A 20532-nucleotide genomic window follows, 5' to 3' on the forward strand; every position below is an offset into this window, starting at 1 on the left:
CGCGAAATCGAAGAGGGCGTGGAGCCTGCCGTGATCAGGCCGGCGGGCCTGGCCGCAGCAATCTCCACGCCGCCCAGACGCCGGTGTCGACGCCCAGCAGCCGGCGCGCCTGCCACCACAGCAACAGGTTCATCACCGCCATCTGCCCCAGGTAGGCGAACGCCGCCCCCACGACGCCGAACGGTGGGATCAGCACCAGCCCCAGGCCGGCATGGACGACCAGCGCCGCGATGAAGGCCGCCGCCGCCCGCCGCTCGTGCCCGGCCATGATCAGCGCCGAGGACGAGGCCCCGAACAGGGCGTTGCACAGCTGGGCCAGGGTCATCACCGCCAGCGCCGGCCCGGCGGCGGCGAACGGCGCGCCGAACACCAGGCCCATGAAGGGACCTCCGGCCAGCCCGAACAGCGCCACGAACGGCAGGCAGCTGGCCGTGGCCAGCAGCGCGCCGACCGCCGCCGCGCGGGCCAGACTCTCGCGGTCGCCGCCGGCATGAGCGGCGGCGAAGCGGGGGGCCAGGGCGGCGATCACGGCGGTGTAACCAAGGCCGGCGATCAGCGAGGTCTGGATCGCGATCCGGTACAGCCCAGCCGTCTCGGCCCCGTTCAGCCCCGACAGCAACACCCCGATCTGGCCGTTGATCAGCAGCGCCCCGCCGGTCAGCCCCATGGGAACCAGCCCGGCCAGCCAGGCGCGAGTGCGATAGACCGGCAGAGCCTCGACCAGCTCCGCCGGCCTCAGCCGCCGCCCGGACAGCAGCACCGCGGCGAGCAGGGCCAACAGCGGAATCAGGGGGAATGCGCGCGAGGTCCGAGAGGACGGTGGTGGGGTCGTTGCGCCAGACCGAAGATAAGGTCTGTTCGCTACAAGCGGTGAACACTATGACCGCTTGTATGAGCATGAAGAGGCAAGCACTTCGATTCGAGGCGCTCGACAGTTGGCGGGGCCTCTGCGCGCTTTGGGTTGTGCTATACCATTTCCGCGCTGTCTCCCATGTGTATGATTGGCTCTGGGTTCGAACCGGCGATATTGCCGTTGACTTCTTCTTTGTATTAAGCGGCTTCGTTTTGACCCACGCTTACGGAGAGGGCCTAGATTCAAGCACGTCCCGATGGCGTTTCTTAATCCGACGCTTTGGACGCCTCTATCCACTTCACTTGGTGACATTGTTGGCGGTCGTGTTTCTAGAGACGGCCCGTTGGATGGGTTCATTGACCCTAGATGTCACCCTTGGACGGCCCGCATTCACCGGCGACACGAATCTGTGGGCGCTACCTGCGAATGTATTGCTTATCCACGCGCTCGGGCTGTTTCGCGACTTCACCTGGAACATTCCGAGTTGGAGCATCAGCGTGGAGTGGACGCTTTGCCTGGTCTTCGTAGCTATCTCGTTCTTCAAGCGCCCAGTTCTGCTAGCAGTAGTGCTGGCTATAGCAGGCTGTTTTGCGACGCTCTGGATGAGCAGTCTGCCTTGGTATCCACCTGAGGGGCACACCGCGCTTGTGAGGGGCCTTTTTGGCTTCTTCCTCGGGTCTCTGGTGTATCGGCTTTTTGGTTTCCTCACCGCGCGGAAAATCGCCATTCCTGGGTGGCTGGAGTGGCTCGCACCCTTCCTGTTGGTCTTTACCGTGCTATTCAAGCACTGGCAGGTTCCCGTCATCCCTCCGTTCTTGTTCGCGGCTTTAGTTCTTATTTTTGCCGCCCAATCGGGACCGCTCTCTCACATCCTCAAGCAACGTGCATTGTCTTTCCTGGGCGAAATTTCTTATTCTATCTACCTAATCCACTACGTCCTTGTCCTCGTCATTTTTGGCACTGCGAGCGTCTTGGGATCGGCGTTAAATTTCAATGCCATTGTAGTGCGTGGCATATTCAATGCTCAAGTTATCAACATGCCAAACTTGTTGGTCGGAGACCTCGCGGCAATTTGCTTCCTTGCACTAACGGTTGGTGTAGCGAGCTTGACCTACTACTGGGTGGAGAACCAGGGCCGCCGCTGGTTCAACAACCTCTCCAAGAGTGTGCCGGAGAACTAACGCACGGCACCGATGAAGAGCCCGGCCCAGATCGCTGGATTTATGCCGGTCCGAATGATGGCCATACGTTGAAGGGCAATATTGGACCCGATCACCCCGACTACGCTGGCAACGGCTCCACCGACCGTGCCGAAAGCAGGAATGAGCAGCGCAGCAAAAATGAGCTGCGCCACGAGTCCGGCTCCTAGCGCGTAGGTGCAGTCTCGTTCATTGCCGGTCATGTTCAACAGAGACGCCCCGCAACCAAACGCGCTATTGATGATCTGACCGATAGCAAGAATTGCAAGGGGTGCCGCTGCTGCTCCGAACTCGCGTCCAAACATCAGCTCCATCAATGGCGTCCCACCAACAATCATGACTATCGCAACCGGCACACTGAAGGCTGTTGCAAATGCTGCCCCCTGCTGAGCCGTACGTCGGATCGAGGCTTGGTCGTCTCGCGCGAAGGCAGACGCGATTCTTGGGCTGATGTTCATGATGGCGGCCGTGTAGCCAAGCGCACCTAGCTGAGCAGTTTGACTTGCAACCCTAAAGAGCGCGACCTCTTCCGGTCCTTTGAGAGCTCCGATGATGATCAGACCAACTTGCGCAGAGACGACGAGCACGCCAGTGCTCAGCGCAAACGGAATGACGGCTTTAAGCCAAGCTGCATCGCGATAGGCTGGCGCGACCCCCCGCAGCTCTTTTGGTCTGGCAAATCGCCACTGCACTACCGTCACGCATAGCGCGACTAGAGCCGAGAGCGCCGTGAGGGCCACGGCGTGCACTGGCTTGAGATGACCGTGGAGTCCGACCCAGCCTAAGGCTAACGCTACAAGCAACGCCGGGCGCAGCAGTTGCTCCGGCCATTGGCCCGCCAATACCTTTCCAATCCCGCGCAACATCGCCGAACGAGCGGCAGCAAGGGACATAAGGAGGATTAACGGCAGGCCCCATAGGAAGGCCTCGTTTGTTTTAGCGGTCACAAGATAGCCAGCCGCCGCGCAGACCAGCATCAACACCGCCATACCGACGATAAACTGGTGGGACCTTCGCACCAATCCGGCCACCAGCCCGAATTCGCCCTTTGAGGTTCCCCAGGCAACCTCGCGACCAATCAGATTTGGCAGGCCGAAGATCGCGGGGGCGGTCAGGACCGTAACCAACGCAATCACGACTGAATAAATGCCAAACCCAGCCTGGCCGAGAAGGCGCGTTAGAACGACTGACACACCATAGGCGAGAACCACGTTCCCCCCCAAGATAGAGGCGGACGCCGCCAACTGAAGGTACATCCTCTTCGGCGGCAACGCTTGACACTCCAGGCTGGGTCTTCCACGTACCGCGCCAGTGACGGGGCGTCGAGCCAAGGCTCTCTGATCCAATATGTCGATCACGGGATCAACACCCGTTTTTGTAGCGCAAGACACGAGACGGATGGTCGGGCGCGCCGTCCCGTAGCGCGCCATCTGCTGGGGACGAGGAATGGGGTTCGAGGGATCAGCAAAGGTCAGCAAGAAGCTAGACTGGCTGGACTACACCCGCTTCGTCGCCGCAGCGGCGGTTATGTTGTTTCACTACCTCGCCAACGGCCCTCGGAATGGCAAGACCGGCGAGACGGCCGACTTCGGGGTGTTTGGGGCAATCGCCGAGTATGGATATCTCGGTGTGGACGTCTTTTTCCTCGTCAGCGGATTCGTCATCCTGTTTTCAGCCATTGGCCGGACTGCCGATCAATTTGCGGTATCCCGCGCGGTTCGGCTATGGGGAACTTTCGCCTTTTGCATGACTCTAACGGCCATCGCGAAGAACCTCTGGGGACTTCCAGGAGATCATGTCGACATCCTGAGGTATTTGGCAAATCTCACGATGGTGCCGGAGTGGTTACAACAAAAGCCCGTCGACGGCGTTTATTGGACGCTTGCCTTGGAGTTGGTTTTTTACGGCGGGGTATTCTTAGTTCTAGCCTTCAAGCAGATGCATCATGTGCGAGGCATACTAACGTCATGGGTCACGCTCCTACTGCTGTCTCGCATCGCAAAGGAAGTTTGGTCGATTCCGTCGCTCCCTCTTCTCGGGGGCTATTTTGACCTCTTCGCTGTGGGTTGCGCCCTAGCCCTCATTCGTCGGACCGGATGGGACCGCCTACTCACCACTCTACTGGTCGTCAGCAGCGCACTTGCGGCGCAGGGAGTATTCTCCCGAGCGGCAAGCCAGGTCGAGGCAGGTCGAGACATCGTGCCCTTGATTGCAGCGTTGACGGTGATGGCCTCGCTGGTTCCATTTCTGCTTTTCATGAAACAAGGACCCGGTCTGCCGATCGCTCGAGACGCAGGAAGGGTGACCTACCCGCTCTATCTACTCCACGCACACATCGGCTACATCATCTTGCGGAAGATGCACCTGCCGCCCCAGTTGGAAGTTGTCCTGGTTTCGGTTCTCGCAATTGCCGCAGCGTGGCTTGTATATCGCCTAGTCGAAGAGCCCACTGAGGCGTTCCGACGAAAGGCCAGTGAGGTCCTGATCGGTGCGCCAATACGCAAGCTTCTCCGCATAGCACCTGTTCAGGCGAGCGACTGAAGGCCGTTGATCGCTGACTATCCGGAGCCATCTGACGATCCCCTCGCCGCAACGGCTCCAACGCATACAGCTGCACCAGCGCCCAGGCGAGCAACGCCAGCAACATGCCGACCAGGCTGCGTAGCACCCAGGACAGCTTCTCGTTGATGCCGCGATAGCGCTCGGCGCAGAGTTCCTCGTGGGCGGCGATCTTCATATAGGCGCCGGCCACCGTCTGGCGTCCCTCGCTCATCGCCCTGCCCCGCTGGTCAGCCGGCGCCACCAGGGTGGTCGGGGCGCCAGGCGCGTGGCGGCGGCGCGTTCCTCGGCCTCGCAGGCCTCCAGAATCCACAGCATCGTCGCCTTGCGGTCGTTGGCGGTCTCCAGCCGGCCGGTCTGCGCGTCGCCGAACGCCACCCACTCGCCGACGCTGTTGTCGGCCGGCGGCGCTGCGGCGGACACCTCAGCGCGGAGTTGCGGCGGAATCCGGCCGGCGCAGTCCAGCGCAACGGGGATGGTCACGATAGACGGCCCGCCGACACAGGCCGGCAAGGCCAGCATCGCCGGCAATACCAGCAGAAGCGCCGGCGTCCGGCGCGGAGAGAATGTCATCGCGGGTCTCCAATTCCCGGACCTGTCGGTCCGTTTCGCGTTGGCCCTGGCGGGCAACGGCTTCGAGGGCGGCGCGGGAGGCCTTGTCGGAGGCCTGGGCGATCTCTACCTCGGCGCGCTGGCGGGCGGCCTCGCGCGCCTGGTTTCTGGCCCCCGCGTCACGCCAGTTCCCCCACAGCAGGCCGCCGGCCACAAGCAACAGCGACAAGGTCGTCAGGCCAAGGATCAAGGGACCGGCGAACCGGCGCAGCAGCTGGCCCGCCAGGGCGGCGAGGCCGCTCATTCGACCACCTCCAGGTCGCAATCACCGCTGTCGCTGATCCGCCGCCGCAGCATCCGGGACAGGATGATGCAGCCGCGCGACGCGTCGTTCTCCCGGTCATCGCCATGGATCATGAAGGCGGAGCGGCCATGGGCGTCGTGACCGATCGGCGTCAGGTCCAGGGCGTGCGGTCCGACCCGCCGGCTGTCACGGGGCGGCCCAATGCGCCAGCGGCCCCGCGGGATCGGCCCCTTGCCCCGCACCGCCTCCATCGATGGATTGTTGCGTCCTTCGCAAAGGGCCGGGCCATCGCCGCTGTACCCCTTGCCGACGAGGGTTCCGTCGTGTCGCAGACGACCGCTGCGTTGGTGATAGGTCCACATGCGGCTCAGTCCTTTCCATCGGCCGGGACAGCGGGCTCGGTGGCGCTGGTGCCCCGGATCAAGGCCCAGACCGCGGCGCCGAGTCCCCCGAACAGCCCGCCCAGCGCCATGAGATCCAGGACCTGACCGCGCAGCACCGCCACGAACGGCAATGCCAATCCGCAGAGCAGCATCGGCAGGCTGTAGACCCGCCCGATCGCCCAGGTTCGGCCGTCAGGGCCTGTGAAGAGGTCGATGAGGAGTTTCGGCGGCATCAAATGACCGTCGGCCCAACGGCCTGAATAGCGATCTTGAGTGCTAGGTAGTTGGCCAAGTCGTCGGCGTCGCTCAGTTCCCTTCCGTCGAAGAGCTGGGCGCATGCGATCTTGCTGTTGCCCGTCCCTCCGCCAGTCAGGGCTGCCCAGAGGTGGGCAGTGGTGTCCCTGGTACGGCCTGCTGTTGTACCGAAGGCCCTGCCGAGTAGCGCCCCGCCGCCGTATAAGCGAAACTCCGGAAAGTCACGCTCGCGCAGGATGCTGCTCATGTAATAGTAGTTGGCGCCGCCAGGGTTGGCGTAGCTGGCAAGTCCTCCAGCGCCAAGCGCGCTGTTGCGGCCCTGGAAGTTCGTCGAGACGTGATACAGACCGGCGGTCACCACCTCACCTGCCGTGCCCGTACTCATTGCAGTCACGGCCGACGTGGCCCCAGCGGCCGTAAAGCGGATCGGCGCGCCGCCGCCCCCCAATGCGATACTGTTGCCTCCGGTGCCGGTTGCGTTGGCGGTCAGTTCGATGACGCTGTTTCCAGCCGGACAGAAGGCCCCGCAGGCGAAGGTTGCAGTCTGGGCGTTGATCAATGCGGTGAGGTTGGCAGCGGTTTCCTGGGGGGTAGCGCCGATGTTCACCTGGAAGCCGGCAGCGCCTGAGCTTACGAAGGTGACCGTCTGGGCATTGATGCTTCGCGCAACACCGGCCGGGGGGTTTGCGTCCACCCAGATGCGAGCGGTCGCCGCAAGCGCTGGGTTCGTCCCAGAGCTGGCAAGGAAGGCCATTGCTGTGTTCGGATCGACAACGGCAGTCACGGTGGCTAGTCGCTGCTGGATCGCATAGCCGAAATCGACGCGCGGGCCGGTATTGCCGTTGATGTCCATGTAGCCGGTACCGCCGGCCCAGGTGCCCGCGACGCTGGCTACTGTCGTGCCGGTTACATGGTTGAGCAGGCTATCGGCTTCGGTGCCTCCAAAGTGGTGCTCGAAGATCAAATTGTCGTCGTCGGGGGCCCAGATTGCCATCTACGGGATCACCTTGTTGAGAGCGGGGATGTTGCGATGCAAATCAACGGGCTCGGCGTCGATCATGAAGGCGACCGGCGAGAGCTCCTTCCAGATGTCGTTACCGGCGATAGTCGAGCCCGAGGCGCGAGCGCCATAACGCACCGACAGGTTGGTCGGCAGCGACGAAACGAAGTCCGCAATCAGTGTTCCACCGGGCCCAGCACGGGGTGGTCGGGCAAGCGCCAATTCCGTGCTGGCTGACGCCGGATCATAGAAGAACCAGCCGTGGTTGGCCTGGGCGACGGTCGGTGCCAGACCCGTAGCCAGAAAGTCCCAGCTGTAGCCAGCTGAGGGCAGGCCCGAAATCGTGACCTGATTGGCACCGGTACGGCTGAAGGTCGGAATACAGCTGTTCCAGCTGTTGCCCAGGCTAACGATGGTATGGACCCACCAGCCGATGTGCGCCCCGACGAGGGCCGCCTCGTGAGCACTATGGTGGACACCGGAGCCCGCGAAACCGCGCCGCCGGCCAGCGAGGAAGAACTGTCCCTCTCCGTTGATGATCCAGTACTTGGTCGGGTGCGCAACCACCAACGCCGCCTCCGCTTCGGCGACAAACGGGTTGACGTCGTTGCCGCCGCGTAGGTGGGCGTGACTGCTAAAGAATCCGACCGGAAAGTCGGCACTCAATCCCAGGGCGCCTAGCTGCAGGGAGGTGTACACGTCACCGGTTGAGCCGTTCCAGTAGTTATGGATGGCGGTCTCGGCGGCCGCCTGGCCGATGGTGTTGTCATAGGCGTCCGCCCCCCATAACCACGCGCCAGCAATGATGCCGATGCTTTTGCCCGCCGCGTCGGCCTCCGCCTTGGCGGCCGTGAACCAAGCCATGATCGTGGCAAAGTGCGGTGTGCCGTAGCTGATCTGGGCAACTGACGACGACGACATGCCGATGTGGACGGGCACGACGACCCGACCGTGAACGGCGAAGTTCTTGCCGTTCACGTCCTCAATCAACTGCTCGATCATGTCGCCGACCGCCGGGGCCATGTTGCCGCCCCAGTGGCTCTGGCTGGCGATGTACTCGGTGCCAACTGCGTTGCTAAAGCCCGAAAGCCCGAACGTACCGCTGAAGTGGCGTGGCCGGGTGGTGTCTAGCATCTGCACCATGGCACTAGCGGTGCGGGGCAGCATCGGGACACTGTCCGCATCTTCTGAGTTTGACTGGCCGCTGATGACGATGATGTTGATGTCGTAAGGCAATACCGGCGGTGGCTCGAAGATGCGGTAGGCACCGGACAGGCCTGAAAAGTCGGCGCCAGGAATCTTGTGACGCACTACTTGGCCGACATCTCCGGAGGGCGAGAAATGATACTCGTCGGTCGTCCACCCGTTCTCGTCGGTGTAGGCCCAACCCTCGTCATAGCCACCTTCGACGGACACGACATCGATCACTCCTCCGGACGGAAGGCCCAGTGCAGTTGCTCCTGCTGACACCGCCTCCGCTATCTCGGCAAGGCCTCCGCTTCGCGCATCATTGATGTCAAGGAGGGCGCCAGTTTGGCTCGCTCCGACCGCCGCCACCGCCTCCGCCGTAACATCCAGCCCGCCAACCACCTCCGCCACAAACCCTGTGTAGTCGCGGTCCGTCACCGGGTCGCCGGTTTCGGCGTCGAAGGTCAGGAGCATGCCCTTACGGCGGGCGGTGTCCGGCAGCGGGCCGACGCTGTCGCCGGGCGGGGCGGTCAGGGCGCGGGCGAGGTCGCGGCGTTGGTCCTGAGCGATCAGGGTCAGGCGGTCGAGGGCGGCCTCGTGGGTTTCGGCCGGGAAGGCGTCGGCGGCGATGTAGTCGGCCGGCTGCACCAGCGCGGTCTCGGTCCACAGCACCAGGGTCTCGCCCGCCAGGATGGCGCGCGGGGTCGTCGCCTGGCCTCCGTTCAGCCCGCCAGCCCCCGGCTCGCCGACCCCCTCGACGACCAGATTCGCGAGCGTCTCGCGGGCGCCATCCGGGGCGATGACCACGGCCCTGACCTCGGCGGCCTCCAGGAAGCGGAAGGGCACGGGGAAGGGGCCGGAGCCGCCGTCGCCGGCGTAGGCTACAGAGCGGGGGGACGGGGCGGTGACGGTCATGCGGCTCCCTCTGGCGGCGCGGGCCTCCCATGCACGAGGCATGAGGGCGCGGGCCGCGGCCTGGCGTGATGGGGTTGGGGGCGGCTTGTCCGTCCGGCCGCCTTCAGGGTGAGAGGCGGCGGCGGGTCCGGCGCGGGGAGCGTGATGGTTCCCCGACGGTTGTGGAATGCGGCGCTTATCGAAGCGGCCAGACCATTATCGCATGGCCGGCCGGCAAAGCCCTATTTCTTGCGATCGGCCTTCGGCCCGTCGTCAGAGAGCAGGGTCAGCACCTCCGGCGCGCCGACGCGCCGCGCAATCATCGCCGCCGTCTGGCCCTCGTCATTGCGCGCCGCCGGATCGGCGCCGAAGCGCAGCAGCAGCGCCGCCCGCTCCGGATCGCGGTCTTCCGCGGCGCTCATCAACGGCCGCCAACCACCGGCTGAAACCCGATTGGGGTCGGCGCCGCTCTCCAGCAGCAGGCGGACGATGTCGTGGGTGGTGCTGAACTCAAGGGCGACATGGTCCTGGCGGCTCCAGGGGCCGCTGTTGTCGCGCACCTGCTCATACAGATCCGGATCGGCCCCGGCCGCCAGCAGCACCCGCACCGAGCCGGCCGCCCCGTGGAACACCGCCAGCATCAGCGGCGTGCTGCGATACTCCAGGCGGCTCACCGACCACTGGCTGCGCTGGTCGACCCGGGCGCCTGCCGCCAAGAGCCGCCGCAGCACCTCGGCCCGGTCGCACCGCGCCGCCCAATGCATTGGACCCATGAAGTCCGGAACCTCAAAGTTCGCGTCGGCGCCGGCCTTGAGCAGAGCCTCGACCCGCGCCAGGTCGCCGCGCCGCGCCGCGTCCGTCATCTCGACCGACTTGCGGATTTGGGTCACCCGCGCGCTGTCGGCGACCGACAGCCCGCTCGGCGCGCCGTCATGGCGCGCCAGTTCCCAGGCCGCCTTGCGCCAGTCGTGGGCCTTGATCGCCCGGGCCAGCTCTTCCGACCCCTCGCCGGGTGGTTCCGTGGGTTCCGGGCCCGGGTCGCGATTGCATTCGCTGTCGCGCCAGTCCGCGAGGTCGGCGCGGACCGCCTCGTCCGAATAGAGGCGCGGAAGATGTTCCTCCACCGCCGCGGAGACCCTGCCAGGCTTCGAGGCCGGAGCCGCCGGCGGCGGCTCGTGCGCCTTACATCCCGCCACGCCCAGCGCGACGACCGCGGACGCGGCCAGCAGCAACCTCCTCACCGGCCTCTCCTGTGGTTTCAGGAACAATTCATGAACAATATCGAGCCGTCAAGAGCTGTCAGAGCGCTCTCGCCGGACCGGCTGTCCGCGCCTTGGCGGCATCCTTGGCCTTCTCCTTGGCCAGTTCCGCCTGGAAACGCGCGATGATGTCGGGCTTCGACTCGGCCGGCTGCCAGCGGTTGGACGCCAGATCGACCGCCAACCCGATGTCGCCACCATCGGGGACGGCGGCTCGGGCGGCGCGTACGATGCCCTGATCAGCTGGGTGTCATCCCCAGCGTTTCGACGGCGTCTCCCGGCGAGGCGTCGACGCCACCCTGTCCCAGCGCCTCGACTCGCTGGACCGCCGCCGGCGACAGGCCATTCAGGAGGTCAGGGTCGAGGTCCCGCAGGCCCGCATAAGCCGCCGCCCCCTGTTCCACATCCTCGGGACGATCGGAGGTGAGCAGGGCGCTCAACTGACCGAGCGCGCTCGGTGAGGCGACGCCCAGCGCGGCGATGTAGTCCGTGATCGCCTCGCCCCGCTCGTCCGGCGGCGCCTGGCGATAGAAGGCGGCGAAGTCGTCGTCCAGAGCGCGCCGATGCTCGGGCGCGTTCACGTCCAGAGCTGGCCCGGCGCCGCGCCGAACCTCGGCCATCAGCGCCGCGCCCGCCTGGGCCTGACGGCCCGCCTCGCTGATGGCGCCGGCGATCTTCATCGCCTGCGCCACGGCCGGGCGGTCAGCCGACAGCGCGCCGACCGCGACCTGTTCGTGCAGCCAGGCCTCGCCGACCTGGCCCTTGCGGGCCCCGGCGACCAGGTTTCGGTCGATTTCGCGCTCCTGCGCGTCGACGGCGGCCTGAGCCGCCTGAACGGCCGCGATCCGCGCCTGGGGGGTCAGCAGTCCCACCGGCCGCTCACGCTCAGCCAGGGAAGCGCCCTCGGCCGATTGGAACGCCGTCTTCAGGTATCGTCGCGGGTCCAGCTCCGCCTTGCGCAGTTCGGCGTCCGCCCACAGCGTCCGGGCGGCGCTCAGGCGTTGCCGGCTCACGCCCGGAGGATCCCCCTCTCTTTGCCGCAGGATGACATCATTGAAGACCATCTGCCGTTCGGCGATGCCGTCGACGGCCTCGTAGATCGGGGCCCGTCGGATGGCCTGCCGCCCGACCCGCAGGGTCCGGTCGGTCAGCGCATCGTGTTCGGCCGCGTCATGAGCGGCCTGAAGTTGCGCGCCGTGCTGCGTCCAGAACGCCCCCAGCGATCGCTGGTTGGCCTCCAGGACACGGCGCTCCTGTGGCGTGGTCGCCGCCTCGATGGCCGGCCGATAGGCGCCGTCGATGGCCCGCGACAGGGCATCGGGCGTCCCGCCGAGCTCCCCCAGATTGGTCAGCGACTCCGCATCGGCCAGCGAGCTGCCCGCCGCCGCCAGCGCCGATCCCACGGCCGAAAACGCCTTGCCGACGGCCTCGCCGAAGCCTCCGCCGCGGCTGATCGGGGTCGGCTTGTCGGCTGACGGGCCGTGGGACGCGCTGCGGGGATCAGAGCGCCCGGTCGACGAGGGCCGCCCCCCGCCCCTGTTCGGCGCCTCTGGCTCACGCTCCCCGCCGAACATGTCGAACACGCCGCCGGCCGCCCTGGCGACCTGTCCCAGCATTCTCCAATCGGACCCATCGGGCGGTGAATAGGCGCCCGCGTAGTTCAGTCCGCCAACGGACGGTCCACCGCGCGGCTGGTATCGTGGAATGATCGGCATCTACCAGCCCCTCCCTTTGCCGTTGTTCCACTCCAGCCCGCCGCCGCTGAAGGTCTGCCACTGGCGGTTCAAGGTGGAAAAGCCGCCCAGCCCGCGCTTGCCAAACAACCGCTGCACCCCGCCCACCTGTTCGGCGCCCAGCAGGTCAGCCTGGTTGTCGTACTCCGCCATCTTCAGCCGGCCCTCGTAGCGCTCGGTCAGGGCGTCCAGCTCGGCCAGGGCGGCGTCCTGCGCCGCGATCAGGCCGTTGGAGCCGCCGCTTCCCGTTCCACTCTCGGCGATCGCCGCGCGCTGGGCGCCGAGCAGTTGCCCGGACTCCCGCCGCATGGCCTCCTGCCGCATGGCGCTCTGGTCGCCGACGGTTCGGGCGTTTTCGCGCGCGACCTTGCTGGAGAAGGCCCGCTGGGCGGCGCTCGCCTGTCCGTCGGCCACGCCGCCGGCGACCCCGGCCACGGCGCCGACGAGGTTTAATATCTGTCCGGCCCAGGCCATTGGCCGACCTCCCTCTTGATGAATGCCCACCGTTCGGCGTCGCCTCCGTCGTCGCAGAAGGCTCGCATCCGGCCCTCGTTCTCGAACCCCAGCAGACGGGTCCAGCGCGCCGCCGGCTTGAACCCGCAGGCGGTGACCGCCTCGATCCGCCGGTAGGGCGCGGTCTCGAAATAGCGGCACACCACGCGCGTCGCCGCCAGCATGGCCGGACCCGCGTCCTGGGCGATCAGCGCCCAGGCCTCGCCCCGGCCGCCGCCCCGGTCGATGACGCCGCCGCAGCCGGTGACCTCGCCGTCCGCGAGCAGGCTCCAGGCCCCGCCCGATGCTTCCAGCGCCGCCCCGGCCTGTCCATCGATCCGCCCGCGCCAGGCGGCCTGCGCTGGTTGCAGCACCAGGGTCTCGAGATGCGTCGCCCGGAAAGGAACGACCTCAATCCTCCCCCGGAGCGCCTCGCGTGATCGGGGGAGGGGGACCGCCCGCGGAGCGGGCGGTGGCGAGGGCCGGAGCCGCGCGTCGCGGCTAGGCTTCATAGGTCACCAGCTCCGGGTACAGCCCGATCAGGGTGAACGGAAACCCGTCGTCGCCCTCGAAGGCGATGGTCGCCGCCCCGTCGTAGCCGCCGGGAAAGGTCATCGTGATGTCGCCGCTGGTCAGGCCCGGCGGCGCGTCCATCGCCTCGCCCGCCTGCCGGTGCTGTAGCGGATCGCAGCGGCCGATGGCCGGCCCGAACCGCCCACCCAGACTGTCCAGAAGGCGCACGGTCAGGGCATGCACCCGCTTGATGCGGCCCTGGGCGCTGCCGGCCGCCGCACCGGCCTCCAGCGGCATCAGCTGGCCGGCATAGGGCGCCGCCAGGCCGACCACGGCCTTGGCGGCCGGCGCCTGCAATGTGATCGCCCCGCCGACGACCCGCCGGTCCGGATGGGCCGCGCCGCCGGCCTTCACCGTCACGAGCTCACCCTCAAGGTGCTCCAGGCCCGACAGGGTCGCCGTCGGCGCGCCGTCATAGGTCAGGGCGCTGGCGGCGTAGACGCTCAAGGCCTGCGTATCGCCGGCCTCGTATTCGGCCGCCATCACCTCGATGTAGCGACGCGTCTCGCCATCGATCTGCCTACAGACGATCAGCCAGACGTCGTCCCGCGTCCCGTCCGGCGACGGGATCACCGCCACAGACTCCACCGCGCCCGCCAGCTGGTGTCGCCGCCAGGCGAACACCTTGTCCTCAAGCTGCAGGGTCAAGGCCTCCAGGCCGCCATCGGCGGTGACGCACCAGACGCTCTCATGCGGCGTCTGCTGCCAGGCCATGGCGACGACCGGCGCCATCAGCCCGCGATACTTGTTCAGATCCAGCGCCTCATAGCCGTCCTGGGCCGGAACCAGCAGCCGCAGGCGCCGGCCCAGCTTCTCGACGAACACCACCCCCGCCCCCACCTGCACCGGCTCGACTCCGACCCCGCCCCAGGCGGTCTCCGGGTCCTGTTGGGTGTTGCCAGGGCCGTAAGGGCTGGCGCTGGTCTGGGCCTTGAGGCTGTGCTCGCCGCCGCCGGCCCCGATGAACAGCACCGAGCGGGTCGGCGCCGCCCATTCGATGGGATTGCCCTGCGCCGACTGGATCGACAGCACCACGGCGCTGTCGGGCAGCACCTCGCCGTGCGTCCGCGCCTCGAAATTGGCGAAGTCGCCAGCCGTCGAATGCCACACCTGCTGGCCCCGGAACCAGCTCAGCCGTTCGCGGAAGAAACAGACATTGTCCGGCCAGCCCGCCTCCGCCGACCAGGCCCCGAACGCCCAGCGATGACTGGCCTGCGCCGTCAGCTCATCGGGCAACCGCGACAGCACCACTGCCGTCGCTTCGGTCCCGCTGGTCACCCCGGTGATCCGCACATGGCCATAGCCGGAGTGCAGGTATTCCCACTCCACCCCGATCGAACCGACCGCCCCGTCGCCCTTCTGCTCCTCGCCGGTGCCGTCCCAGTATTTGCCCCGCGTGTGCAGCGGCAGTTCCTCGCCACAGATCGCCGGCTTGTCGGTGGTGTCGACCGGCCCGACCTGGGTGCAGATGTAGTGCCGATAGTCGGCTCGCCGCCGGTCGCCGACGTCGGTGGTGGTGCGCACCTGCCAGGCCCGCACATCGGCCCCGTCCTTGAGCTCCAGCTCGAACAAGCCGCCGACGTGGTTGGCCAGGAAGATGTTGCCACTCGCCGTCAGGGTCACCGTCCCGCCGACGGTCAAGGTCCCGGCCGCCGAGACCGTCACGGCCTCGTCGATGTTGGCGTCCTGGAACGGACCGCCCTTGGCCTCGAAAACCTCCAGCGTCCAGTCCAGGTTCGCTTTCCGCTTCAACACCCGCGGCGCATGGCCGGCGCAGGCCAGGTAGACGACGTCGCCCGACTGTTCGAACCGCACGCCGAAACTGCCGTCAGCCCGCGTCAGGTCGGTGGCCAGATAGGGCGTGCCGATCTCGTAGATCTCCCCGTCCGTCTTCACCAGCCGGCCGCGATTCCAGAAGAAGCGGATGTAGCCGGGCCCGAACTCCAGCACGAAGGCGTCCTCCTGGCTGAACACGAAGGGGGCCAGCCAGCACGGCCCGCCGCTGTCCTTGACCGATCCGACAAAGACGCTGCCGGCCGCCCGCTGCAGCGCCCCCTGCACGCGGGGAATGAGGTTGTCGCAGCGGATCAGGCCCGACTGCCATTTCTCCAGGTCCGGCCGCCCGCCCAGCAGGGGCGACAGCAGGCCGGCGTTGAAGCTGGTGATGGCGGGATTGGCTTTCATCGCGTCCTCACAGTCGCGCCAGAACCCACGCCCCGTCGGGCGCGGATTCCGGAGCCGTCTCGATGGCGTTGACCCGCACCGCCTCGCGCACGCTGAGCTGATAGTCGCGCAGCGCCGCCTCCTTCTTGCCCGACGACTGGGTCAGCTTCTCGGCCAGGTCGAAGGCCAGCCGGCAGGCCACGGCCTCGGCGAACAACGGATCCCAGGCCGCCACATCCTCGACACGGCGCACGTAGCGGATGTCGAGCGGCGCGGCCGCGTCGGTCAGGATCCGCCCGCCTTCCAGCGCGAAGGCCGGTTGCGAAGCGCCCTGGTAGTCGGCCAGCCCCGGCGTCACGGCGACGCCGCCGACCTCGACCAGCCGCAGCCAGTCCGTGGGCAGAGGAAACTGCCGCTGATAACCGAAGGCCGGCGCGCTGGCCTCGGCGCTTAGGCGCGCCCGGGCCATGGCGAAATGCCAGCGGTTGGCCCGCAGGCACAGGTCGCGGACATCAGCGAACCGGCTCTTCAGCCAGCGCGCCCGGTCGTCGGGATCGTCGAACGACAGCACCGCGCCCTGGCCAAGCTTGCCGAGCGCCGCGTTGCCGACGGCGGTGGAGGATGTGGGCATCGGATGTCCTCAAAGCTCGCGAGAGAGGGGACACATTGAATTTCCTTGGAAATTCAATGTGTCCCCGTTTGCCTTCAGTACCCGCCGGTGAACCGCACCCGCAGGCTGACCGTCCCCGCCGCCGTGCCGACGGTCGCGCCGGTGAACCGCACCCGCAGGCTGACCGTCCCCGCCGCCGTGCCGACGGTCGCGCCGGTGAAGGCGACATCGTAGTCGAGCTGCGGATCGGCGCTGAGGCCGAGCAGTTCCCACAGCCGCTTCTCGATCTTGGCGATGTCGGTGGCGGCGCTCTCGAACACGACGTCGGTGCCCGTCGTCGTCGCCGTCGCCAGGCTGATGGCCGAAGCGAACAGGTCGGCGTCGACCGCCGCCCCGCCGTCGTCGGCGGTGCGGTAGAGGCCGAGGTCGAAGCCGGTCCCGCCGGTGATGGCGTCGTTGAAGACGGTCAGCTGCGAGACCCGGTCGGAACTGCGCAGCCGCGCCATGCGGTACACGGAGGTATCGTCATCGGCGGCGGCGATCTCGACCGTCCCCACCGCCTCGAACAGCGGCCCCCGCACCAGATGGGCGGGGCTGGGCACGCGCGGGCTGGCGTCACGGTTGGAAACGACGGTGGATTTGGTGTTGGCGATAGCCATGGATCTTCCTCGAATTTCGGAGTGAGAGCGCGATCACAGCTCCTCCCCCTTCGGGGGAGGGGGACCGCGCGAAGCGTGGTGGAGGGGGTCCCCACCGGCGGCCGCCTCATCCGCGAAGCCGCCGCCGTCCGCTGAGGACCCCCTCAGTCCCCCGCGTAGCCTGTCCTCGGGTCGGCCGTCGGCCGAGCCCGGGGGCGGGCGACAGCTCCCCCGCAGGGGGAGCAACTGGCATCAGCTCTCGGCGCAGAGCACCTCGACGACCTTCTTCTCCTCGGTGCGGGTGGCCCCGATGGTCACCGAGCCGGTCACCTCCATGGGATTGCCCTCGAGGTCGCGGCGCGGGCCGATGTCGGTGGCGACGTCCGACCAGATGCCCAGGTGCATGCCGCTCTTGGCGTAGATCGGCACCCGCCGGTTGGCGCCCGACAGGGTCAGCCGCTCGCAGTGCACGAACTCGATGCCCAGGAAGCGGGTGATGATCCCCTCCTTCAGCACCGGCCGGTCGCCGCCGTTGAAGTCGGCGCTGGTGATCTCGATCTCGCCGAGCAGGGCGTCGTGCTGCACCGAGTTGACCACGCAGATGATCGGGTCGTTGGCCAGGTCGACCTCGTTGGCCATCAGGATCTTCTTGGCCGCCCGCAGCTTCTCGAACGTCAGGCCGAGGCCGCCGGCCGCCACCTGTTGGCCGGCCAGGAAGGATGTGGTGGTCCCGCCCTGCTTGCCGGTGCGGGCGTCGGCGAAGAAGGCGCGGATGATCTCGTCATCGATGCGCCGGCCGAGGCTGGCGGTGCAGGCCTGGACCAGCGGGTTCTGCGGGTCGGAGGCGGTCTGCAGCAGGTCGATGTTGTCGACGATGTCGCTCCAGTCGAAGAAGCGCGGATAGGCCCAGCGCCGGTCGACCGGCGTGTTGGCGCTCTCCTTGGGCACGGCCCTGCCCGTGCGCTCGCGCGCCTCGGTGACGCCGTACTGGTCGACGGGCGAAGCGCCCTCGCCTTTGTGGCTGCCGACCATCACATGATTGCGCAGCTTGCTGCCGCGCTGTTGCAGGAGAAGGCTCGCCGTCTTGGCGAACTCGATACGATATTGAGCGGAAAGGTCCGTCATGGACTGCGTGTCTCCATTTCCTCCCCCTCCGGGGGAGGGGGACCGCGCGTAGCGTGGTGGTGGGGGAAGAGGCGCGCTTGCGCGCCGAAGGGTTGAAAAGTGAACCGATCGGCTTGTCCGCGTCGTCCGCGGGTCCGTATCCCGCTGGGCGGGGAAGCTGTGTGGGGAGCGCTTCGGCTTATCGAAGCGGCTCACCTATTATACCGCGGTCGGCCCGCAACAGCACTTTTCGCCTTTGCGCCCGACCCCCTGATTTTGGGGACGACGGCTATCCTCGCCCTGCCTATCCAGACAGCGCCCTCACGTTGAGGGCGATACGTCCGGAGTCCGCCCCATGAAAAAGCTCGCCCTCGCCGCCGCCATCGCCGCGACCCTGACCCTCGGGGTCGGCGTCGCCTTCGCCGCCCAATCTTCTTCGGGGGGGCAGACCTTCCCGATCAAGATGGCGAGCTACGACAAGGGCTACTTCAAGGGCTCCAACGCCATCATCCTGCCGACTTACCAGCTGACCTTCATCACCGGGAACCAGGCCACCGCCGTCGGCGGCGGGGCCCGCGCCCGCAACACCAAGGTGCTGGCCGGGGTCGACGAGGCCACCATGCGCAAGCTGGCGGATGAGGCCCATGCCGACCTGCGGGCCCAGTTTGCCGCCGCCGGCCTGCCGGTCGCCTCGGACGAGACGGCCCAGGCCATGATCGCCGCCAACACCATCCCGCTGCAGCCGAACAATCGCTATGTCGTCGAGGCCAAGGGCGGCATCACCGTCAACAAGAGCCTGCGCCAGAGCTACATTTCAGTCGGCGCCACCAACGCCCCGCTGCTCGCCCCCTACCGGAGCGAACTGGCCTCCAACGGCGCCAACGTCATGGCCATGGGGCCCTTCAACAATCGCCTCGTCAAAGGCCAGCCGAAAGGCTCCCTGGCGGTGATTCCCAACCTGGTGATCGACTTCGCCAACATGTCCGCCAACGTCCAGAGCGGCTCCAAGCGCAACACCGCCAGCGCCGGCGGCTCGGCCGTCTTCGGCATTCGCGGCGTCGTCTCCGGCATCTTCTTCGCCAAGGCCATCGACCGCGGCTACGTCTTCGCCTTCTTCATCCGCCCGGAAGCCGACTACGGGGTCGCCACGCCCTTCGCCCGCGACGAGGCCGGCGCCGCCGATGTCGCGCCGCTATCGGTGATGGGCGAGAGCGTGGCGCGCGGCGACGCGGTGATCGTCGACCTGCCGGCCTGGGAAAACCTCGTCCGCGCCGCCTACCGCGACTACAACGCCTCGATCGTCGCCGCGACGCTCAAGGGGAAGTGAGCGGACGTCCGGTGCGGGCCGGGCCTGCGGATGGCCAGGAGAGGATTGCAATTATTCCGCATCTCAGATGCGGAATAATTCTGCGCCGCCCACGCCGTTCAAAGTGCCAAATTGCGAGAGCCTCCCGGCGGGTGCCGGGAGGCTCCTGCTGCGCTGCCCTTAGAGCAGCCAACCGCCGTCGCCGATCGGCTCACCACCGGTCAGGACATCGGTGATCGTTCCGGTCTGGTCGCCCTGAGCCCGAATTCGGAAGTCTTCCAGGCCGTCACCGTTCACGTCGAACTTGAAGTCCGTGTAGGGGGTCGTTCCAGGCGCATAGGCGGAGGTGATCTGCCCCGCCACACCGGTGAAGCTCGACACGAAGACGAAGGCCTGATCGCCAGCGGTCCCAGTGTCAGCATCGATCGCCGAGACGTCGATGCGATCGCCGTTCGCCATGTCGAGGTCGTAGATTTCGTCCTTCTCAATCGAGACATTGATGCTTTCGCTGAGGAACTTGAAGGTGTCGTAGCCAGCCTCGCCGTAGAGGTGATCATTGCCCAGTCCGCCGACAAGCGTGTCGTTGCCGGCGCCGGCATGGAGGGTGTCAGTGTCGCCTGCTCCATTGAGGATGTTGTCCCCGCTGTTGCCGAGCATCTGATTGCTTCCGGAATTACCGGTTCCATTCAGATTAGCGGCGCCCTGGAGTTGCAGGCTCTCGATGTTGCCCGTGTTGGTCAGGGTCCAGTCGATGAAGGCCCGGACCGTGTCATTCCCCTCGCCGGCGTTCTCCACAGCAGCATCGCTCAGGCTATCGACCACAAAGATGTCGTCGCCCGAGCCACCGTACATGGTGTCATCGCCCGTTCCGCCATCCAGCAGATCCTTCCCGGAGTCCGAGCCTCCGTAGAGCGTGTCGTTGCCGGCATCGCCGTTGAGAGTGTCCGCGCCGTTGTCGCCGAACAGATAGTTGTCGCTGGCGTTGCCGGTGAGAATGTTGTTGAGGGCGTTACCGGTGCCCGAGATGGCAGTGCCCATCAGCGTCAGCCGTTCGACATACGCCGCCAGGGCATAGTTGACGTAGGCCTTGACGGTGTCGGTGCCGCCGGTGGATGTCTCGATGATCGTATCGAAGACGTTGTCGACGATGTAGGTGTCTCCGAAGGCTCCGCCGTCCATGAGGTCGGCGCCCGTCCCGCCGTCGAGCGTATCGTTGCCCGCACCGCCGTACAGCGTGTCGTTGCCGGCGTCGCCGTTCAGGGTGTCATTGCCGTCGTCCCCATTGAGCGTATCGGCATCATCCCCGCCGTTGAGCGTGTCGACCCCGGCGCCACCGTTCAGGATGTCGTCCCCGGCCAAGCCGTCGATGATGTCATCACCGGCCGAGCCGGTGATTGTGTCAGCTCCGGAAGTTCCCGTGTACGTCGGCATGATCAAGCTCCGATTTTGAGCGGCCAGTGCGAGCGC

The 20532-nt window shown here is 66.8% G+C and carries 21 protein-coding genes; 3 read left to right on the forward strand and 18 right to left on the reverse strand.

Going from position 1 to position 20532, the window contains the following annotated elements; all coding sequences use genetic code 11:
• Positions 1 to 34 precede the first annotated feature (34 nt).
• Positions 35 to 778 carry a lipopolysaccharide biosynthesis protein gene (locus tag AC1RSK_RS11070; RefSeq protein ID WP_492907583.1) on the reverse strand — a complete coding sequence of 248 codons (744 nt, stop codon included), beginning with the start codon at positions 776 to 778 and terminating at the stop codon, positions 35 to 37.
• Positions 779 to 831: 53 nt separating this feature from the next.
• Between AC1RSK_RS11070 and AC1RSK_RS11075 the strand changes: the two genes are divergently transcribed.
• Positions 832 to 2034: an acyltransferase family protein gene (locus tag AC1RSK_RS11075; protein ID WP_492907584.1), complete on the forward strand. Its 1203-nt coding sequence runs from the start codon at positions 832 to 834 to the stop codon at positions 2032 to 2034.
• Here AC1RSK_RS11075 and AC1RSK_RS11080 read toward each other — a convergent pair.
• Positions 2031 to 3263, reverse strand: a complete 1233-nt coding sequence (locus AC1RSK_RS11080) for an oligosaccharide flippase family protein (RefSeq protein WP_492907586.1) — start codon at positions 3261 to 3263, stop codon at positions 2031 to 2033. The two genes, AC1RSK_RS11075 and AC1RSK_RS11080, sit on opposite strands and share 4 nt — an antisense overlap.
• A 235-nt stretch (positions 3264 to 3498) precedes the next feature.
• Here AC1RSK_RS11080 and AC1RSK_RS11085 point away from each other — a divergent pair, with 235 nt between their 5' ends.
• The gene (locus AC1RSK_RS11085) at positions 3499 to 4593 is read left to right on the forward strand and encodes an acyltransferase family protein (RefSeq protein WP_492907587.1); all 1095 of its coding nucleotides are present in this window, start codon (positions 3499 to 3501) and stop codon (positions 4591 to 4593) included.
• 228 nt (positions 4594 to 4821) lie between these two features.
• Here the strand turns inward: AC1RSK_RS11085 and AC1RSK_RS11090 are convergent, their stop codons facing one another.
• The 15 genes from AC1RSK_RS11090 to AC1RSK_RS11160 all read right to left on the reverse strand — a co-directional run bounded on the left by AC1RSK_RS11090 (position 4822) and on the right by AC1RSK_RS11160 (position 17780).
• Complete coding sequence (locus tag AC1RSK_RS11090) at positions 4822 to 5034, reverse strand: hypothetical protein (protein WP_492907588.1); 213 nt, start codon at positions 5032 to 5034, stop codon at positions 4822 to 4824.
• A 1-nt stretch (position 5035) separates the two neighbouring features.
• Positions 5036 to 5467: a hypothetical protein gene (locus AC1RSK_RS11095; RefSeq protein ID WP_492907589.1), complete on the reverse strand. Its 432-nt coding sequence runs from the start codon at positions 5465 to 5467 to the stop codon at positions 5036 to 5038.
• Entirely contained in the window at positions 5464 to 5829 is a 366-nt protein-coding gene (locus AC1RSK_RS11100; RefSeq protein WP_492907590.1) for a tlde1 domain-containing protein, read from the reverse strand. Before AC1RSK_RS11100 ends, AC1RSK_RS11095 begins: the two co-directional genes overlap by 4 nt.
• Positions 5830 to 5834: 5 nt before the next feature.
• Positions 5835 to 6083 carry a hypothetical protein gene (locus AC1RSK_RS11105; protein WP_492907591.1) on the reverse strand — a complete coding sequence of 83 codons (249 nt, stop codon included), beginning with the start codon at positions 6081 to 6083 and terminating at the stop codon, positions 5835 to 5837.
• Positions 6083 to 7099: a hypothetical protein gene (locus tag AC1RSK_RS11110; RefSeq protein ID WP_492907592.1), complete on the reverse strand. Its 1017-nt coding sequence runs from the start codon at positions 7097 to 7099 to the stop codon at positions 6083 to 6085. Before AC1RSK_RS11110 ends, AC1RSK_RS11105 begins: the two co-directional genes overlap by 1 nt.
• Complete coding sequence (locus AC1RSK_RS11115; protein WP_492907593.1) at positions 7100 to 9208, reverse strand: hypothetical protein; 2109 nt, start codon at positions 9206 to 9208, stop codon at positions 7100 to 7102.
• 221 nt (positions 9209 to 9429) lie between these two features.
• Complete coding sequence (locus AC1RSK_RS11120; RefSeq protein ID WP_492907594.1) at positions 9430 to 10428, reverse strand: ankyrin repeat domain-containing protein; 999 nt, start codon at positions 10426 to 10428, stop codon at positions 9430 to 9432.
• A gap of 58 nt (positions 10429 to 10486) precedes the next feature.
• Complete coding sequence (locus AC1RSK_RS11125; protein ID WP_492907595.1) at positions 10487 to 10630, reverse strand: hypothetical protein; 144 nt, start codon at positions 10628 to 10630, stop codon at positions 10487 to 10489.
• Positions 10631 to 10685: 55 nt separating this feature from the next.
• Positions 10686 to 12161, reverse strand: a complete 1476-nt coding sequence (locus AC1RSK_RS11130; RefSeq protein WP_492907597.1) for a hypothetical protein — start codon at positions 12159 to 12161, stop codon at positions 10686 to 10688.
• Entirely contained in the window at positions 12162 to 12653 is a 492-nt protein-coding gene (locus AC1RSK_RS11135) for a hypothetical protein (protein ID WP_492907598.1), read from the reverse strand.
• Positions 12629 to 13045, reverse strand: coding sequence for a GNAT family N-acetyltransferase (locus AC1RSK_RS11140; RefSeq protein ID WP_492907599.1), 417 nt, complete (start codon positions 13043 to 13045; stop codon positions 12629 to 12631). The genes AC1RSK_RS11135 and AC1RSK_RS11140 overlap by 25 nt, the downstream gene beginning before the upstream one ends.
• Before the next feature lie 127 nt (positions 13046 to 13172).
• Positions 13173 to 15428 (reverse strand): phage tail protein, encoded by a 2256-nt coding sequence (locus AC1RSK_RS11145; RefSeq protein WP_492907600.1) that lies wholly within the window; start codon positions 15426 to 15428, stop codon positions 13173 to 13175.
• 7 nt (positions 15429 to 15435) lie between these two features.
• Positions 15436 to 16038, reverse strand: a complete 603-nt coding sequence (locus AC1RSK_RS11150) for a phage connector family protein (RefSeq protein WP_492907601.1) — start codon at positions 16036 to 16038, stop codon at positions 15436 to 15438.
• Between the two features lie 74 nt (positions 16039 to 16112).
• Entirely contained in the window at positions 16113 to 16676 is a 564-nt protein-coding gene (locus AC1RSK_RS11155; protein WP_492907602.1) for a hypothetical protein, read from the reverse strand.
• A 231-nt stretch (positions 16677 to 16907) separates the two neighbouring features.
• Positions 16908 to 17780: a phage capsid protein gene (locus tag AC1RSK_RS11160; protein ID WP_492907603.1), complete on the reverse strand. Its 873-nt coding sequence runs from the start codon at positions 17778 to 17780 to the stop codon at positions 16908 to 16910.
• A 334-nt stretch (positions 17781 to 18114) separates the two neighbouring features.
• Here AC1RSK_RS11160 and AC1RSK_RS11165 point away from each other — a divergent pair, with 334 nt between their 5' ends.
• Positions 18115 to 19086: a hypothetical protein gene (locus AC1RSK_RS11165; RefSeq protein WP_492907604.1), complete on the forward strand. Its 972-nt coding sequence runs from the start codon at positions 18115 to 18117 to the stop codon at positions 19084 to 19086.
• 159 nt (positions 19087 to 19245) lie between these two features.
• Here the strand turns inward: AC1RSK_RS11165 and AC1RSK_RS11170 are convergent, their stop codons facing one another.
• Positions 19246 to 20496 carry a calcium-binding protein gene (locus tag AC1RSK_RS11170; protein ID WP_492907605.1) on the reverse strand — a complete coding sequence of 417 codons (1251 nt, stop codon included), beginning with the start codon at positions 20494 to 20496 and terminating at the stop codon, positions 19246 to 19248.
• Positions 20497 to 20532 lie beyond the last annotated feature (36 nt).

This window comes from Caulobacter sp. GW821-FHT11A05 (genome assembly GCF_058809015.1).